This is a genomic window from Moritella sp. 28 (genome assembly GCF_018219435.1).
Taxonomy (GTDB): Bacteria; Pseudomonadota; Gammaproteobacteria; order Enterobacterales; family Moritellaceae; genus Moritella.
In genome coordinates this window covers 1392480-1410171 of the sequence record NZ_CP056121.1, presented here as the reverse complement: position 1 = coordinate 1410171, position 17692 = coordinate 1392480, and the positions used below count along the sequence as shown (strand labels likewise).

Sequence of the window (17692 nt, the reverse complement as noted above, 5' to 3'; positions counted from 1 at the left end):
TCCAAACGGTAATAAGAGGGTTATTACGCATTCAAAAAACAGTTTATTTATTAGTAAACAACGATGTCACAATGCAATTATCTACACATTCGTTGTAATAATCGGATTAACTACCGTGAGTCTGTAGTGGTTGATGAACAATTTCTAAAACTTTGTTCACTTCTATTTGTTCAAGCGTTTGCATACTGGCGACAACGTCTAATGTCATCCATACTTTATCGTCAGCTCGCTCAACATCGATAAATTCAACTTGATGTATCACGTTTTGATCAATACCAAATTCACCTGAATTAGGTGCTACCTGTAAGCCAAAATCTAATTTTCTGCTTAAATCTTGGCATAGGTATTTAATTAAGGTACTTATCACGAGTAGCTCTGCTGATTGCCCCTGAAGTTGATTGTCTATAAAGGGGGATTTCAATAATGCAGAATCATTCACATTTATCGCTAATTTAAATTTGCAATCAAGCCATACCGGAGCCATCACTTGCTGAAACATAATTTCATTATCATCTTGCTCAGGTAAAGCTAATGTCATGCCTTTTAATTCACCACGCTCCTTTATTTTCTCCAACATGAGGTAAATATCAACATCTGCTTCATCGTTCGGTTGTTGTGATAATGAACTCGCATTTTTGCTAAAGCTTAATGCTAAAAACGAATCATTAAGTTTAAGTTTGGATTCAAAGAAATCCAAAATAAGCTGGTTTAATTCCAATAACATAATGTTCCTATTTGGTTATAATAAGATGATAATTTGATAATTTGATAGGTAGGCTTCGCCACATTAGTCACATTGAAGTTAACTAATGTCGTTAATTATGAATATTAATTATTTAAAAATATTAACGTTGGGTTATATTTAATTCTTATACTATATAGACGGGTAAGCACTAATCTTGTGACATTTAATGATCAGTCATCTTTTAATACCTGAATATCAACTTGTGCCTTTTCCATATCTTTCTGCATGCGTTCCAAGATCACTTTGTTATAAACCATACTTTGTAATACATGTTGCATTTCTTTAAATTGTCCCGTTAATGAATCAATTAATAAGAACTGTTTTGAATCTGATGGTGAGTCACCTAACTGGCCTCGTGGCCACTTGATCCTAAAATCATTATTAAGCGAGAGATCTTTTTCTATTATTTCCAATTTGGTTTGATGAATATTTAGTTTTTCGACTAGCGTTGAATAAGTCCAAACACTGATCCCAGAAAATATAATAATACCGATAATTGACTTAATATCAGTGCTAACCTTAGTTTCTTCATTGAATTTCATATTGCACAACCTCGATATTTGATAACCTATCCATTTGATATACTTTATACATATTTCACCGATTTTTTTTATTACTAAAATCAATATGTCCCCCTTCCCTCATCATGACCGACAATTCTAAGGAGCGGGAACCAACCTGCCTTGCCCAATTAGAATTAAGCATTTCATCCGCGGCTAAATCATAATGTCCAAACCTCAATGCTCTCAGCATCATGCGAAATTCCAATAGTCCATTAACACCAAGATTGAATGCCATATTAAATATTACCAGTTTCCGTTCTTCTGATATGTCATTAATAAATGGGCACTTTTTTATGACTTGCTTTTCAATATCATTAATATCATTATCGAGTAAATACATCGCTTCTCGTTCGCTAATGCCCCGATCTGATAAGTTACGTCCAACACCAATCGTGTCTTTACCTGCCGAACATTGATACAAATTTAATTTTAATCCCTCATGTCTAATTAACTGTTCTTTTAATTCATCGCGCCAATATTGTTTTTCATTCATGATTCACAAACTCCGCAGTTGAATACACTTTGATTATATTTTCTAGTGGTACTGTTATTAGCATTGATTGTTGAAGCTGCTTAACTTCAATGGCTATTTTTTTAGCCCCATGATGTTCTGTGAGAATGCCTTTGTATCCAGTTAATACTCCTTTTATTATTTTTACCCGGTCTCCTTTCACCAGCTGAGTGGCAACGATATCGGTATTTTGTTGCATCGTGATTATATTTTTCATTAGATCTATTTCGCTCTGCTGTATTTCAGTTGGATAAGCACCAAAACGAATAAAATGAGAAAAACCAGGCTGCTTTTTCACAACCTGCAATCCATCTAAATCAACAAAAACAAATAAGTATGATTTAAATACTGGTAATGTTATTTTTTTTACTCGGTCAGTCCATTGCCGAGTAACTAATTTAAGTGGTAGATAGGATTCTAATTTGTGGCTTAGAATCCTTTCATGTAATTTCTTTTCAGCGTTTGAGTGTGTATAAACCGCATACCATTTTTTGCTTCCATGCTCCATGGTGACTCCCCATAAAATAAACTTAGCCTTATCAGTCCTATTAATAAATGAACTAACGTATTGGATGTAATTTACTAAATAAACGGAGATAGGGTTCATCTGTGACAGAAAATCATGAATCTAATACATATTTTCGTAATTGAGAGCGAGCTAACTGAACTTTTTTACGTACATTTGCAGTACTGATATTTAACCGCTCAGCTATTTCTTGATATTCCATACCATAAAGAGTGCGATATTTAATCGCTAACCGTTGTGTATCAGGTAGTTTACTCATTCCTAGCATAATGTTATCGACAAACTCCATATCACTATAAATATCATCCTGAGTCTCAGATTGATTACTCGAAAAGAAAAATGTATTTGGAAGATCTTGAACTTGCTTTACTAACTCACGCTGGCGTTTTGTATCACGGTGAACATCAATACAAACGTTGTAAGCCAATCGATATAGCCACGCCGAAAAGTTATTGATTTTACGTTCGGATAAAAAATTTAAAAATGCTTTTTCGGCAATCAAAGACATCGCTTCATCAACTTGATCTTCACATCGATTCAACCACCTACAACACCGTTTATACAGCTCACTTTTGTTTAACAGCCATAGTTCACTGAATTCACAGTTACTTTTAGCAATACAATATATACTTTCGTTTAACTCGTTATATGACAAATCCTTTGCACTATTAGCTAACAACATATTTTCTCCTTGAATATTGCTTTTACATATAAGAGACGGAGAAAATGTAGTTTTGTGAATTTTAACCCTTAATTTTCATGCAGTTATAAGTCACAGATTTGATATGTCATATATTCATATATAATTTATAAAGTAAGTTAGGCAATGAAGGTAAGTTAATTAGGTAAAAAAAATTGCAGAAGGGAAATTAAAATTGACACTAGGTAGCCATTGAAATCATAACCACTTATCTATAAAGGTATGAAATATAAACAAAAAAAAGCGGGTTTACTCGAAGGAGTAAATCCGCTTTTCATGACGATGTAATGTAAAATACAAAACGATTTAAAGTACGACCATTAACTCAAAAATAAATTAATGGTTACTCAGCGTCTTGTTTCTTTTCTTTTTTTACAACAGTAATGCTTAGCTCTTCAAGGGAAGCAGGGTTTGCTTCGCTTGGTGCAGATGTTAATAAACACGCAGCTGTTGTTGTTTTAGGGAATGCGATAACGTCACGAATGTTATCAGTACCTGTTAGCAACATCGCTAGGCGATCTAGACCAAATGCTAAACCAGCATGTGGCGGCGTACCGTATTTAAGTGCTTCAAGTAAGAAACCAAACTTGTCTTGTTGCTCTTGCGCTTCGATACCTAAGATCTCGAATACTGCTTTTTGCATTTCACCTTTGTGAATACGCACAGAACCACCACCAACTTCATAGCCATTGATAACCATGTCGTAAGCGTCTGAGATTGCGTTCGCTGGATTTGCTAGTAACTCTTCTGCGTTAACATCCATTGGCGCTGTGAATGGGTGATGAACCGCGTGTAGGTTTCCTTCTTCATCTTCTTCAAACATTGGGAAGTCAACAACCCAAAGTGGTTTCCAATCGTTTGAAGTAAGCTCTAAATCAGTACCCACTTTCAGGCGTAGCGCACCAAGCGCTTCTGTTACAACTTTGTTTGTATCTGCACCGAAGAAGATAATATCGCCGTCTTTCGCGTTAGTACGCTCAAGTAATGCAGTGATAACGTCCGCCGTTAAGAACTTCGCGACTGGCGATTGTACGCCTTCAGCACCCGCTGCAACGTCTTTCACTTTCATCCATGCCATGCCTTTAGCGCCATAGATGCCAACAAATTTAGTGTATTCGTCGATTTGCTTACGAGACAGTTTAGCGCCGCCAGTAACACATAATACTGCAACACGACCTTTCGGGTTGTTTGCAGGTTCTGCGAATACTTTGAATTCAACATCTTTTAGAATGTCAGCAACATCAACAAGCTCTAATGGGTTACGTAGATCTGGTTTATCAGAACCAAAACGACGCATTGCATCAGCATACGTCATGCTTGGGAACGCTGGTAATTCAACGTCTAAGATCTCTTTCCACATACTTGTGATTAAACGTTCAGTCACTTCACGCACTTGTGGTGCAGTCATGAATGATGTTTCGATATCTATCTGAGTAAATTCAGGCTGACGGTCAGCACGTAAATCTTCATCACGGAAACATTTAACTATTTGGTAATAACGATCAAAACCAGACATCATCAACAGCTGCTTAAATAACTGTGGTGATTGTGGCAATGCGAAGAATTGACCTTTGTGTGTACGGCTTGGTACTAGGTAATCACGTGCGCCTTCTGGCGTCGCTTTTGTTAGTACTGGCGTTTCAATATCAAGGAAACCGTGGTCATCCATGAAACGACGTACAAAGTTACTTGCTTTAGCACGGATCTTAAGACGGTTGCTCATTTCTGGGCGACGTAGATCCAAGAAACGGTGCTTAAGACGTTGCTCTTCCGTATTTGTTTGGTTGAAATCAAGCGGCAAAACGTCTGCTTTATTGATAACTTCAAGTTCTAGACCTTGAACTTCAATGCCACCAGTAGCCATGTCTTTATTTACTTGGCGTTCATCACGAGCACGTACTTTACCTGTAATTTTCACACAGAATTCGTTACGTAATTGGCTAGCACGTTCAAATACAGCTTCTACATCTGGATCATAAACAACTTGCACAATACCTTCACGGTCACGTAAATCGATAAAAATAACACCGCCTAAATCACGACGACGATTAACCCAACCACACAACTCAACCTGTTGGCCGATATGTGCTTCATTTACCTGTCCGCAATACACTGTACGCATCTGTATAATCCTACTAAATCGATGAATCGGGTAGCTACGTTTAGCTATCCTCAAAAAATTACCGTTATTGTAATAGAAATTAGCACGGCAACCAATAGCTATACTAAAACAACTTCAAGTAATGCCAAAACTACTAACAGTTATAGCCAAACTACTTAAAAAGCCACTGATTCGTTGCTGTTCCGATTGCGTCTTGCTGGTTAAATAACCGTTATTTTATTAACAAAAAAGTCTTTTTCACCGATGAAAAAACCAACACGATAGCGAAACAATGAAATTATTCACCCTATATACTGTTTAAGTAGAGACAAAGCCGGTCATTTTAACTAAAATACGCCGCCTTATTTTGATAATTTTTATTGCAGGTTATAACAATGCAACAACGCGATCAGATTTTCTCCGCCCCGTTAGATCAAATCGGTGATTTCACCTTTGACGAACGTGTTGCAGAAGTCTTTCCAGATATGATAAAACGTTCAGTACCTGGTTACTCTAATATCATTTCTGCGATAGGTATGATGACCGCGCGTTATGCCCAAGACAACACCCAACTTTACGATCTGGGTTGCTCACTTGGCGCAGCTACCATTTCAATGCGCCGTAACGTTCAAGCGCAGAACTGTAATATCGTTGCCATAGATAACTCACAAGCAATGGTTGAGCGTTGTGAACGCCATCTATCCGCTTATAAGAGCGATACACCAGTACAAGTTCTGTGTGATGATATTTGTGCGGTAGAGATTCATAACGCCTCAATTGTCGTCTTAAACTTTACCCTGCAATTTATTCCACCAGCTGAACGCCAAGCTCTACTGACCAAAATCTATGATGGTTTAGTACCCGGTGGTATTCTTATCTTGTCAGAAAAATTCTGCTTTAGTGATAACAAGGTCAATGACCTACTCATCAATTTACACGAAGATTTTAAACGAGCTAATGGCTATAGCGAGTTAGAAATCAGCCAGAAACGCAGCGCAATTGAAGATGTCATGCGCCCAGACAGTATTGAAACCCACTTAAACCGCTTTAAAAAGATTGGCTTTAGCAGCGCAAACTCTTGGTTCCAGTGCTTTAACTTTGGCTCAATGGTTGCTATCAAATAAGCTTAATCATCAGCACCATTATTAACATAACGATTTAGCACATACATCGAATTAATTTAAAGCAGTACACAAAGGTTACCCATGATCGACTTTTCAAATTTTTACCAGATAATTGCGAAAAACAAATTACACCATTGGCTTTACACGCTACCAGCACAAATGCACGAATGGGAGCGCGAACATAAACATGGTTTTTTACCGCGCTGGGAAAAAGTATTAAAAAAACTACCAAAAGTCGAAACTAAACACATCAATATCACTGACAAGTTTGAAGTTGGTGCACCGGGTGAATTAAGCGAAAGCGACTTACGTAAAACCGAAAGTTTGTTACAAAAATTTCATCCGTGGCGTAAAGGCCCCTTCAATATTCATGGTATTCATATCGATACAGAATGGCGCAGCGATTGGAAATGGGAGCGTCTACGTGAGTTTATCTCACCGCTAAAATACCGTTATGTACTCGACGTTGGTTGCGGTAGCGGCTACCACATGTGGCGTATGCTCGGTGACGATGCCGAATTTGTCGTGGGTATCGACCCAAGTCAATTATTTTTAGTACAATTTGAAGCGATACGTCATTTTGCTAACAATGACCAACGTGTACATTTATTACCACTTGGTATTCAAGAATTACCTAAATTACGTGCATTCGACACGGTTTTCTCTATGGGTGTCCTGTACCATCGCAAATCGCCGATTGATCACATTGAACAACTTAAAAACCAATTACGTGATGGTGGTGAGCTTGTTTTAGAAACACTGGTGATTGATGGTGATGAACAAGCAGTATTAGTACCCGGCGATCGTTATGCACAAATGCGTAATGTTTGGTTCTTACCAAGTTGTGCCGCATTAAAACTTTGGGTTGAAAAACTGGGCTTTGAAAATGTCCGTATCGTCGATGTATCCGATACCAGTATTGAAGAGCAACGCGCAACTGAATGGATGAGAAACGAATCTCTGGTTGATTTTCTTAATCCAAACGATCACAGTAAAACGATTGAAGGCTACCCAGCACCTAAACGCGCCGTACTTATTGCCACTAAACCTTACGCCGAACAGCTAGACGAATAACACGATATCAGCATCGGAAACGGTGCTCGATAAAGAATAAGGGAATATGTTATGCGAATTGTCAATTATTTAGAATTAGGAATGGATACTTTGAAAACACACCGTCAATTACTCACCGGTATTATCCTTAGCGCCTTACTCTCTGGGTGCGCGAGTGTTGACCAATTTCTAAATCAAGACGGTACATCGCCACAAACACTACATTCACAAATAGTGCAACAGAACCAACAAATCGAGCTATTAGTTAAGCAGCAAAATACCATATTGGCTGAATTACAAAAGCAACCAGCGTTATTCGAACAGCAAAAACAGGATATTGCACAGCTAAATCATAAACTCGAAAGTTATATTAAATTACGCCAACAAGTAACCAACAATAGCCAAGTTATCGCGAGTTACCAGGTTGATAAATCCGTTGAAGAAATTAACAATACTGAACATCTTCCCCTTGTACAGTCTTCAGAATCAATTACACCTATTGATAAATTAGTTATTGGTTCAGAAGAGCTGGTATTGCTCAATGATCTGCAAAGCAAATATAAAGCCCGCATTGATACTGGCGCAACAACTTCATCACTTAATGCAACCGATATTGTTGAATTTGAACGCGATGGTAAAAAATGGGTTCGTTTTAACTTCAGCCAAGAAGTTGATGATAATGAAGCGCAGATTATCGAAGCAAAAATTGCGCGTACAATTCTGATCCGTCAAGCAAACAACAGTGAACCTACGCGTCGTCCGATTATCGAATTACCCGTGCAACTCGGTGATATAAAAATGCTGACAGAGTTTACACTTGCCGACCGCAGTCGCATGACATTTCCAGTATTACTGGGTCGTACATTTTTAAAAGATATCGTCATGGTCGATGTAGCACGCACTTATACACTGACAGAATCTGCGATACAGTAATTTAAATATGCTATTAAAATAAAATACGCATCTATACTTTAGATGCGTATTTTATATAGACCAACACGCTTCATAGTTTCGTCTTATGCCGTATATAATGCTATTCCCCCGCCTTTTTCCTCTCCTGTCATATAATAAAGCACAGCGATAAATTGCTATTTACAAATAACTGACGTATAAATATTTGATATATAAGAATTGTATTCGATATGATTATTATCTCAATAGCGATTATACTTTATTAAATAATATGATTTATAATCAAATAACGGAACTATTTACCCACTTTAGCGAACTAACCCTCTTTTTCATCAGCTAACAGGGCCAAATACCTAATGAAAGATACAACAGCATTTTTCACATTAAAAACATCAAAGATAACTATTGCTAGTGTACTTAGTCTTGTATTTTTAAATGGCTGCTCCATGACACAAAATAAAGCTAATACAGCCATTGTGACAAAACAACAGGCACAAATTGAAACCATTTTGCAGCAGCAACAACAGATATTAACGACTTTGCAATCACAGCCTAATCAGTTCAAGGAACAAGATAAAGCGATAGCCAAATTAACAGATCAACTGGACGAACTAGGCGCTAAGCCTCCCGTGAAAAAAACAACACCAATCGTGGTACCTTTAGCTAAAAATAATACCGCAGGTAAGGTGATTCTTGGTCAAGAAGAATGGGTATGGTTTGATGAATTGCAAACCAACTTTAAGTCACGTATCGATACAGGTGCAACAACATCATCATTAAATGCAACAGAGATAGTTAAATTTGAACGCGATGGTCAAGACTGGGTTAAATTCAATTTATCCCACAAAGACGATAAAGCAGTGTTCCCAATGGAAGTACCTGTCGTCCGTACAATTAAGATCCGTCAAACCAACGCTGTCGAAGCATTACGACGCTATGTAGTCAGCTTACCCATCGAACTGGGCGATATTAAAACCGAAACAGAATTCACATTAGCCGACCGTAGTCGTATGATCTTTCCTATCCTCCTCGGTCGAACTTTCTTAAAAGATATTGCGATTGTCGATGTTGCACAAGAATACACTCAACCAAAAAAACAACCTAAACCTGCCAGCAAAGGGGCTAACTAACCATGCCGTCTAAGATCCCATTTCGCATTTTTGTTGCGATACTTTTCCTCCTTGGTGTAGGCTCTATCGCTCAACGCCATTACAGTGGTGAGATCCCTTGGTTTCCCGGAGAAACCTACTCAACGTGGATGATTGAAGCGAAAGTCGAATTTACAGCGCAAGGCGACGCCGTTAATGCGTCCTTCGCCACACCGTCTACCCAGTCTAACTTCACCGTATTAAGCCAAACAGCGGCATCACCTGGTTATGGATTGTCCTTTCTTGATAATCGCGCACAATGGACAATTCGTAACGCCGAAGGCAAACAGGATTTATACTATAAAGTTAACGTATTGACGAATGATATCCCACAAGATGTCATTAATGAGCAAGACGTGACAATTAATAAAACCACCTGGCTACCACCGTATGATATAGCCGCAGAGCAGCTCGTTAATAGTGCGATGGAAAAAAGCGCCGATGCTTTTTCATATAGCCGTGAATTACTCAAGCTACTGTCTGTCGATGATTTAGGTCAAAATGCGAAATTAATGCTACAAGAAAATAGCAAATCAACGTTATTTGTAGCCCTGCTAAATGAAGCAAATATCCCGGCATTACTGGTTAAAGGCCTATATCTTGAAGATGGCCGTCGCCAGCAGCAGTTACAACCATTTGTACTGGTATTTGGCCAAGATGATACGCGTTTAATCGATGTCAAATTAGGCAAAATAGCTGACGCGAAAAACTTGCTACTGTGGGAACAAAATGGCGAACCGACGTTAGATCTGATTGGAGGTACAAATTCTCGAGTTAGTTTCTCTGTTATTCAGCAAACTCAGCCTGTCATGCAAGTATTAAAAGAAAAATCAAACGATACGAACCTGTCAAACTTTAGTATCTATAGCCTGCCACTCGAAGAACAAGCACTATTCAAAGGGATTTTACTTATCCCATTAGGTGTGATGATCGTGGTAATGATGCGTATTCTTATCGGCTTACGCACGTCTGGTACTTTTATGCCCGTGTTAATCGCAATGGCATTTGTACAAACCAGTTTAGCAACCGGTTTGATTGGCTTTACGTTAATTGTCGGTGTAGGCCTTGTGATCCGCTCTTATCTGTCCCGGTTAAACCTCTTGCTTGTATCACGAATATCCGTGGTAATCATCACGGTTATCGCCATTATCTGTTTGTTCTCAGTGTTATCTTATAAAATAGGGTTAACAGAAGGACTCAAAATCACTTTCTTCCCGATGATTATTTTATCTTGGACCATCGAACGTATGTCTATTTTATGGGAAGAAGAAGGCCCGAAAGAGGTATTTGTACAAGGTGGTGGCAGCCTGTTTGTAGCAGTACTGGTCTACCTAACAATTAGCAATGAACTATTTCGTTACTGGGCATTCAACTTCCTTGGTCTGCAACTTATCATTATGGCAATCATCTTAATGTTAGGTACTTATACTGGCTACCGTCTGTTAGAACTACGCCGCTTTAAAGACATGCAAGGTGAGTAAAGATGACATTTTCGTTTTTTAAAGAATTCGCTAAGCCGAGTAAGTTAAAGCAACAAGGTATTCTGGGGATGAACCAGCGCAATAATATGTACATATCGCGCTACAATCCCAGAAATCTATTTCCATTAGTGGATAACAAATTAAAAACCAAAGAGATAGCCGAAGAGGCCAATGTCAGCACCCCAGAACTTATTGGCGTCGTTGATAGTCAACACTCTGTTAAATCCGTTGATAAGCTTATCGCAGGTTTAAATGGCTTTGTAATCAAACCGGCAAAAGGCTCTGGTGGTAAAGGTATTCTAGTGATCACCAAAATAGAAGATGGTCGCTATTACAAACCCAGCGGCAGTGAATGTTCACTCGATGATATTGAACGTCATTGCTCGAATATTTTAGCTGGTCTATTTTCACTCGGTGGTGGCATTGATGTGGCCGTTGTTGAAGCGCTTATCGTATTTGATGATAGCTTTGAGGGTTATAGCTTTGAAGGTGTGCCTGATGTACGCGTGATTGTATTTAAAGGTATCCCGATGATGGCTATGATGCGGCTATCAACATCCATGTCGGATGGTAAAGCCAATTTACACCAAGGCGCTGTCGGTGTGGGTATTAACATCACCACAGGCGAAGCGCTCAACGCCGTGCAATATGATGAAGTTGTCACTCACCATCCTGATACACAAAAAGAATTAGCCCTATTAAAAGTGCCCCATTGGGAAGACGTTATTCGTTTAGCGGCACAATGTTACGATATCTCAGGCTTAGGTTATTTAGGTGCGGATGTGGTGTTAGATCGTCATCACGGTCCTATGCTATTAGAACTCAATGCACGTCCTGGACTGGCCATTCAAATCGCCAATGGCATGGGATTGCTACCAAGGTTACAACAAATTGAAACGGCGAACACCGAGAGTATGGATCTAGACCAGCGTCTTGCTTATTGCAAACAACACTTCAGATAGATATGTTGTAGAAACGAATAAATAAAGACATAAATATAAAGGCATACAGTACATTTTGTATGCCTTTAATCATTGAGCTATTTAAAAAGGCGAAACCTTTTAAGCCAATAAATGACGTAAATTCATTTCGAAAATCATTTTTTCTGCAGTACAAGTAAAGCTCAATGTTACTAAATAGGCATGTTCATCTTGCGCGGTAAAGGTAATCGTGACTTCTTCATCAAATTGCTCATTAACATAAGCCTCAAGCTCACTGCGTTTTTCATCAGCAGCCTGTTGCGAATCAAATGTAATAGGAAAAGAGAGCTCAGTATCATCAGGCTGAATGATACTGCCAATTTCAGCAAACGCACCACAGCAATCTTTAATATCAGTATTGTTATTATTCGACATAATTATTCTACCTATTGATTAAAATCCACGATTAACACCGCAAGAGTACCACTAAAGTGTATTTTGTAAAAATAAAAAACCGCTTACACCAAGGTATAAGCGGTTTTATATTCAAATAATCATAATTTTAGCGTATATAAATTTGTTAGCTAAAGTCGATTAAATAACAATTGACGGCGCTGCAGGCGCTTTGCTCATTGCTTTTAACTCTTGATCCATAATAAATAGACCGTGACCATTATCAACACCAACACGGCGGATTTGACTCACAATACCATTAAATAATGCTTCTTCTTCTGTTTGCTCTTCCATCAAGGTATTCAGATGAGCTACAGATTGAAAATCGCGAAGTTCGTGCGCCAAACCAAGAATTTCAGAAATAGATTCGGTGATCATCACTTCATGATCCAAGGCTTTGCGAAACACATCAAGTAGATCTGTAAATTCAGACTCTGCCGCAGGAATAGCTTCCATTAATGGCTGGATACCGCGATCGATCATGTAACGGAATAACAATTGTGCGTGTTGCTGTTCTTCAGCTGCATGCTTATAAAAGAAATCACCCGCGCCAATAAAATCAGAGGCGTAGCAAAAAGATGCCATGCTGCGGTAAAGGTGCGATGCAGTAAACTCTTTTGTCATTTGTTGGTTAAGTGCTGTAGCCATAACCTTAGATAATTTCGGCATTGTATAACGTCCTATAATAAGCGGTTAAGGCAATGCTACCTAATGGCTCTAAAATTAACAATAACTTTGTTTGTTTTACGTCTTTTTTTTAAATTCAGCGTGTTACAGCCCTATAAATGAGTCTTAATCGTATTGAAATAAAATTACAAATGAAAGTGTTTACACATATTTACGACCAACTTAACACTATTTTGAAAATATAATACGTAATATTACTACAATTGATTTGCATCAATTTTAAATCCTTAAGATTACCTATAATTTAAATCAAAGGTATTCACTAAGAGGTAGCCCTTAGTAAATAACTTTTAGATTTTAAATGAATTTTAAGGATATATTATGACTGTCAAAAACATAGAAACACTCAATGCGATGGTTGCGAAAGTAAAGGGCGCGCAACAAGAATTCGCTACATTTAATCAAGAACAAGTTGATAAGATCTTCCGTGCAGCAGCCCTTGCTGCATCTACATCTCGTATCCCGCTAGCACAGATGGCTGTTGAAGAATCTGGTATGGGGGTTATCGAAGATAAAGTAACTAAAAACCATTTTGCATCTGAATACATCTACAACAAATATAAAGATACTCTAACATGTGGCATCATTGAAGAAGATAACGAATTTGGTACTATTACAATCGCAGAGCCAACCGGCATCATTTGCGGTATCGTACCAACGACCAACCCTACTTCAACGGCTATTTTTAAAGCGTTAATTTCACTAAAAACACGAAACGGGATCATATTTTCGCCACATCCTCGAGCAAAAAATGCCACCAATACAGCCGCTAAAATTGTACTCGATGCAGCAGTTGCAGCAGGTGCACCTGAACACATCATTGGTTGGATTGATGAACCATCAATTGAACTATCAAATGCATTGATGCATCACGATGATATCAACCTTATCCTTGCGACTGGTGGCCCTGGCATGGTTAAAGCAGCCTACTCTTCAGGTAAACCTGCGATTGGTGTTGGTGCGGGTAATACGCCTATTGTTATCGATGAAACTGCAGACATTAAACGTGCAGTATCTTCAATCTTAATGTCAAAAACATTCGATAACGGTGTGGTATGTGCTTCGGAACAAGCTGTTATTGTCGTTGATGACGTTTATGACGCGGTAAAAGCACGTTTCATTACACATGGCGGTTACATCTTATCGAAGAAAGAAGCAGATAAAGTACGTTCTATTGTGTTAATCAACGGTAATATGAACCCTGATATTGTAGGTCAATCTGCAATTAAAATAGCGGCAATGGCGGGGGTTACCGTACCTCCTTTCACAAAAATCCTCATTGGTGAAGGTCCAGAAGTACACGTTGATGATGCATTCGCTCACGAAAAACTATCGCCGACCTTAGGTATGTTCCGTGCTCGTGACTATAACCATGCTGTTGAACAAGCGATAACTATGGTTGAGCTAGGCGGTATCGGTCATACATCTGGTATTTACACAGACCAAGATGCTAACGAAGATCGTATCAAAGACTTCGGCGATAAAATGAAAACCGCACGTATTCTGATTAACCAACCAAGTTCACAAGGTGGTATCGGTGATTTATATAACTTCGGTTTAGCACCATCATTAACACTAGGTTGTGGTTCTTGGGGTGGTAACTCTATCTCAGAAAACGTGGGTCCTAAGCACCTTATCAATAAAAAGACTGTTGCAAAGCGAGCTGAAAATATGTTGTGGCATAAACTACCTGAATCAATTTACTTCCGCCGTGGTTCATTACCCATTGCGATGGATGACCTTGTTGGCAAAAAACGTGCTTGTATCGTTACCGATAAGTTCTTATTCAGTAATGGCTATGTTGATGACTTAGTAACGATTCTAAAAGAAAAAGGCATTGATACCGAAATATTTCATGATGTAGAAGCCGATCCGACACTGGCTATCGTAAAGAAAGGTGCAGCAGTGATGAACAGCTTCCAACCTGATATCATCATTGCCTTTGGTGGTGGTTCACCAATGGATGCTGCGAAGATCATGTGGGTAATGTACGAACACCCAGATGTACACTTTGAAGATCTTGCAATGCGCTTTATGGATATCCGCAAACGTATCTACAAGTTCCCTAAAATGGGAGTCAAAGCCAAAATGGTGGCGATCACAACAACCTCAGGTACGGGGTCTGAAGTCACCCCCTTTGCAGTAGTAACCGATGAAGTAACAGGGCAAAAATACCCAATCGCTGATTACGAACTCACACCAAATATGGCTGTTGTTGATGCTAACCTAGTCATGAATATGCCTAAGTCACTGACCGCATTTGGTGGTTATGATGCCGTAACACATGCTTTAGAAGCGTATGTATCTGTATTGCAAAATGAATACTCAGACGGTCAAGCACTACAGGCTCTTAAACTATTAAAAGAGTACTTACCAAGTTCATACAAAAACGGTGCAAAAGACCCAATTGCGCGTGAAAAAGTACACAATGGTTCAACTATTGCTGGTATAGCTTTTGCCAATGCATTCTTGGGTGTTTGTCACTCAATGGCACACAAGATCGGTGCTGAGTTCCATATTCCACACGGGTTAGCAAACGCACTACTTATTACCAATGTGATTCGCTACAACGCAACTGATATGCCAACCAAACAAGCCGCATTCTCACAATACGATCGCCCGAAAGCACGCGCTCGTTACGCTGAAGTTGCAGAACATTTAGGCTTCCGTGAAGGTAAAACAGCTGACAAGATTAACGCATTATTAAATTGGTTAGACGAACTAAAAACTGATTTAGATATTCCTAAATCAATTCAATCTGCGGGTGTAAACGAAGCCGACTTCCTTGCAAAGATTGACCAGTTAGCGATTGAAGCATTCGATGACCAATGTACTGGAGCTAACCCTCGCTACCCGTTAATCAGCGAATTAAAAGCACTATTACTTGCTTCTTATTACGGTAATGATTATCACGAAAGCTATGAAATGGAAATGGAAATGGAAATAAAACCAGAACAAACAAAAAATAAAGTTATTGAAAAATAATTTATAAATAAAATAGCCCAGTTAACATTAATTACTTAACTGGGCTATTTATTAATGATTACAGTTAGAATCATTACCTTCATGATAAAACAAAACCTGTTCACAGATCCGCCGTTGCTGCTCTGTTAACAGTAATCCACTCTTCCAACAGCCCTGTCTTAACGCTTGGCGAAACTCATAACAAATAGCCTGCGGTAAATTAACAGATACCTGTTCAAACATACTAAGCCACCTCTGCAACTTCCTCTATCGCCTCTTGAATTGCTAACTCTGGTAGAGGATTTCTAGAACCCACAGCTTGCTCAATTGAAGTAAAACCATCTGCTTTTAATAATTTAACTAAACCACGGTTTATTTCACTAATATTTTGCGGTCCATCAAAGATCATGGTAGTGATCATATGCAATAGATTAGCCCCAGATGTAATTTTTTCATACGCATCTTTTGCCGTGAAAATGCCCCCCACACCAATAATAGTAAGCTCACCCCGAGTACGACGATAAACATGGCGAATAACATTAGTAGAAATACGCTGCAGCGGTAACCCACTCATCGCACCTTTTCCTTCGGGTAATAAACCAAGTTTAGATGGGTATTCAGCCGAGATATGTTCTTGGTTACAGCCTGGTTTAGCAAGATTTGTTAATACAAAACCATCCATCTTATACTCAATACAACCATCAACAATGACATCGATCTCGTCAAAAGTAAGATCAGCCGCTAACTTAACATAAATAGGTTTATCCGAAATTGGTCTAATATTTTCATTCACAGCGGCCAATAGAGCCCCTAAATTATCAGCATCAACAAAAGGTTCGCCATCTTGAGTATTTGGACAACTAATATTAATTGTATAGTAATCACCAATATCCTTAAATAGAGTCATCGTTTTAAGATAATCACGAATTGATTCTGCTAATACAAAGTCAGGAGAGACATTAGATTTAGCTGCATTAATACCAACACGTAAATCACCAAAATCAGCGTCAGCGAGTCGAGCTGATATTTTTTCTGCGCCAAGGTTATTTAGGCCATACCACACCACAATAGACTTAGATTTTACCATCCGGAATAGACGTTTACCTGGATTTCCCGGACAAATTTCGCCGGTAAAAGAACCTAGTTCAGCTAATCCAAAGCCCAGATATGGGTAAATTTTTGTAAGCTCACCATCTTTGTCAAAACCCGCTGATAAACCGACCGGATTACGATATTTGACTCCGTCTACCTCTGTGTTCAAACTCTTATGGCTATAATTAAATAACAATCCTGTGATTAATCGTGTGATTACATTACTGCCTAAGAACACCCCTATTTTCTTAAGCGCGTAATGGGCTTGCTCTGGATCCATCAAAAATATTATCGGACGAAATATCCGATACAATATTTTCAAAATATAATTCCTTAACCCAACAATAGCACTCATAGAAATCCCTTATTTGTAAATGTCTGCAATCGTTATTGATCGCAAAAGAACGTAATGATAATCGATCTCATTCGCATTTACAACATGATAGGTATGAGTCTTTAAAATATCTATTATGTTAATCCGTTTCACGTACCACGATTTTTTCAGTGATAGATAACATTGAGGCGTTAATATGCAGGTATAATAATTTAGAAAATAATGAACGAAAAAACGTCTAAGAATAAAGTTAATAAAATAAACACCAGCTAAAAATTTGGTCTTTGTCTATCCTCTACATTTATTTTTATCACAATAAATATATTCCCTATAATTATTAAAATCTTATTAAAATCTTATTAAAATCTTATTAATAAT

The 17692-nt window shown here is 38.4% G+C and carries 17 protein-coding genes; 7 read left to right on the top strand and 10 right to left on the bottom strand.

The window, feature by feature from the left end:
* Positions 1-106 precede the first annotated feature (106 nt).
* From HWV02_RS06315 to aspS, 6 genes are all read right to left on the bottom strand, one after another.
* Positions 107-724, bottom strand: a complete 618-nt coding sequence (locus tag HWV02_RS06315) for a hypothetical protein (RefSeq protein WP_211678979.1) — start codon at positions 722-724, stop codon at positions 107-109.
* Positions 725-915: 191 nt separating this feature from the next.
* On the bottom strand, positions 916-1287 hold the full coding sequence (locus HWV02_RS06310; RefSeq protein ID WP_211678978.1) for a hypothetical protein: 372 nt from the start codon (positions 1285-1287) through the stop codon (positions 916-918).
* A gap of 55 nt (positions 1288-1342) precedes the next feature.
* Positions 1343-1801, bottom strand: coding sequence for a glycoside hydrolase family protein (locus tag HWV02_RS06305; RefSeq protein ID WP_211678977.1), 459 nt, complete (start codon positions 1799-1801; stop codon positions 1343-1345).
* Complete coding sequence (locus HWV02_RS06300; protein WP_211678976.1) at positions 1794-2327, bottom strand: transcription termination/antitermination protein NusG; 534 nt, start codon at positions 2325-2327, stop codon at positions 1794-1796. Before HWV02_RS06300 ends, HWV02_RS06305 begins: the two co-directional genes overlap by 8 nt.
* Before the next feature lie 112 nt (positions 2328-2439).
* A complete protein-coding gene (locus HWV02_RS06295; protein ID WP_211678975.1) occupies positions 2440-3027 on the bottom strand; it encodes an RNA polymerase sigma factor in 588 nt (195 codons plus the stop codon).
* A 361-nt stretch (positions 3028-3388) separates the two neighbouring features.
* Entirely contained in the window at positions 3389-5167 is a 1779-nt protein-coding gene (aspS, locus tag HWV02_RS06290) for an aspartate--tRNA ligase (protein ID WP_211678974.1), read from the bottom strand.
* 374 nt (positions 5168-5541) lie between these two features.
* Here aspS and cmoA point away from each other — a divergent pair, with 374 nt between their 5' ends.
* The 6 genes from cmoA (at position 5542) to HWV02_RS06260 (ending at position 11826) form a co-directional block, all read left to right on the top strand.
* Entirely contained in the window at positions 5542-6270 is a 729-nt protein-coding gene (cmoA, locus tag HWV02_RS06285; protein ID WP_211674592.1) for a carboxy-S-adenosyl-L-methionine synthase CmoA, read from the top strand.
* Between the two features lie 81 nt (positions 6271-6351).
* Positions 6352-7344, top strand: coding sequence for a tRNA 5-methoxyuridine(34)/uridine 5-oxyacetic acid(34) synthase CmoB (cmoB, locus tag HWV02_RS06280; RefSeq protein WP_211674591.1), 993 nt, complete (start codon positions 6352-6354; stop codon positions 7342-7344).
* A 51-nt stretch (positions 7345-7395) separates the two neighbouring features.
* Positions 7396-8256: an ATP-dependent zinc protease gene (locus HWV02_RS06275; protein WP_255547097.1), complete on the top strand. Its 861-nt coding sequence runs from the start codon at positions 7396-7398 to the stop codon at positions 8254-8256.
* A gap of 425 nt (positions 8257-8681) precedes the next feature.
* Positions 8682-9365, top strand: a complete 684-nt coding sequence (locus HWV02_RS06270) for an ATP-dependent zinc protease (RefSeq protein WP_255547096.1) — start codon at positions 8682-8684, stop codon at positions 9363-9365.
* 2 nt (positions 9366-9367) lie between these two features.
* Positions 9368-10864 carry an inactive transglutaminase family protein gene (locus HWV02_RS06265; RefSeq protein ID WP_211678972.1) on the top strand — a complete coding sequence of 499 codons (1497 nt, stop codon included), beginning with the start codon at positions 9368-9370 and terminating at the stop codon, positions 10862-10864.
* Positions 10865-10866: 2 nt separating this feature from the next.
* Positions 10867-11826, top strand: a complete 960-nt coding sequence (locus tag HWV02_RS06260) for an alpha-L-glutamate ligase-like protein (protein ID WP_211678971.1) — start codon at positions 10867-10869, stop codon at positions 11824-11826.
* A gap of 99 nt (positions 11827-11925) precedes the next feature.
* Here the strand turns inward: HWV02_RS06260 and HWV02_RS06255 are convergent, their stop codons facing one another.
* A complete protein-coding gene (locus HWV02_RS06255; protein WP_211678970.1) occupies positions 11926-12219 on the bottom strand; it encodes a DUF406 family protein in 294 nt (97 codons plus the stop codon).
* Positions 12220-12378: 159 nt separating this feature from the next.
* Positions 12379-12906: a ferritin gene (locus HWV02_RS06250; RefSeq protein WP_211678969.1), complete on the bottom strand. Its 528-nt coding sequence runs from the start codon at positions 12904-12906 to the stop codon at positions 12379-12381.
* A 339-nt stretch (positions 12907-13245) separates the two neighbouring features.
* Here HWV02_RS06250 and adhE point away from each other — a divergent pair, with 339 nt between their 5' ends.
* Positions 13246-15909: a bifunctional acetaldehyde-CoA/alcohol dehydrogenase gene (adhE, locus tag HWV02_RS06245; protein WP_211689965.1), complete on the top strand. Its 2664-nt coding sequence runs from the start codon at positions 13246-13248 to the stop codon at positions 15907-15909.
* A 51-nt stretch (positions 15910-15960) separates the two neighbouring features.
* Here adhE and HWV02_RS06240 read toward each other — a convergent pair whose 3' ends face one another.
* Both HWV02_RS06240 and HWV02_RS06235 read right to left on the bottom strand, forming a co-directional pair.
* Positions 15961-16131 carry a DUF1315 family protein gene (locus HWV02_RS06240; protein WP_157534166.1) on the bottom strand — a complete coding sequence of 57 codons (171 nt, stop codon included), beginning with the start codon at positions 16129-16131 and terminating at the stop codon, positions 15961-15963.
* Position 16132: 1 nt separating this feature from the next.
* Positions 16133-17302 (bottom strand): quinone-dependent dihydroorotate dehydrogenase, encoded by a 1170-nt coding sequence (locus tag HWV02_RS06235; RefSeq protein WP_211678967.1) that lies wholly within the window; start codon positions 17300-17302, stop codon positions 16133-16135.
* Between the last annotated feature and the right edge of the window lie 390 nt (positions 17303-17692).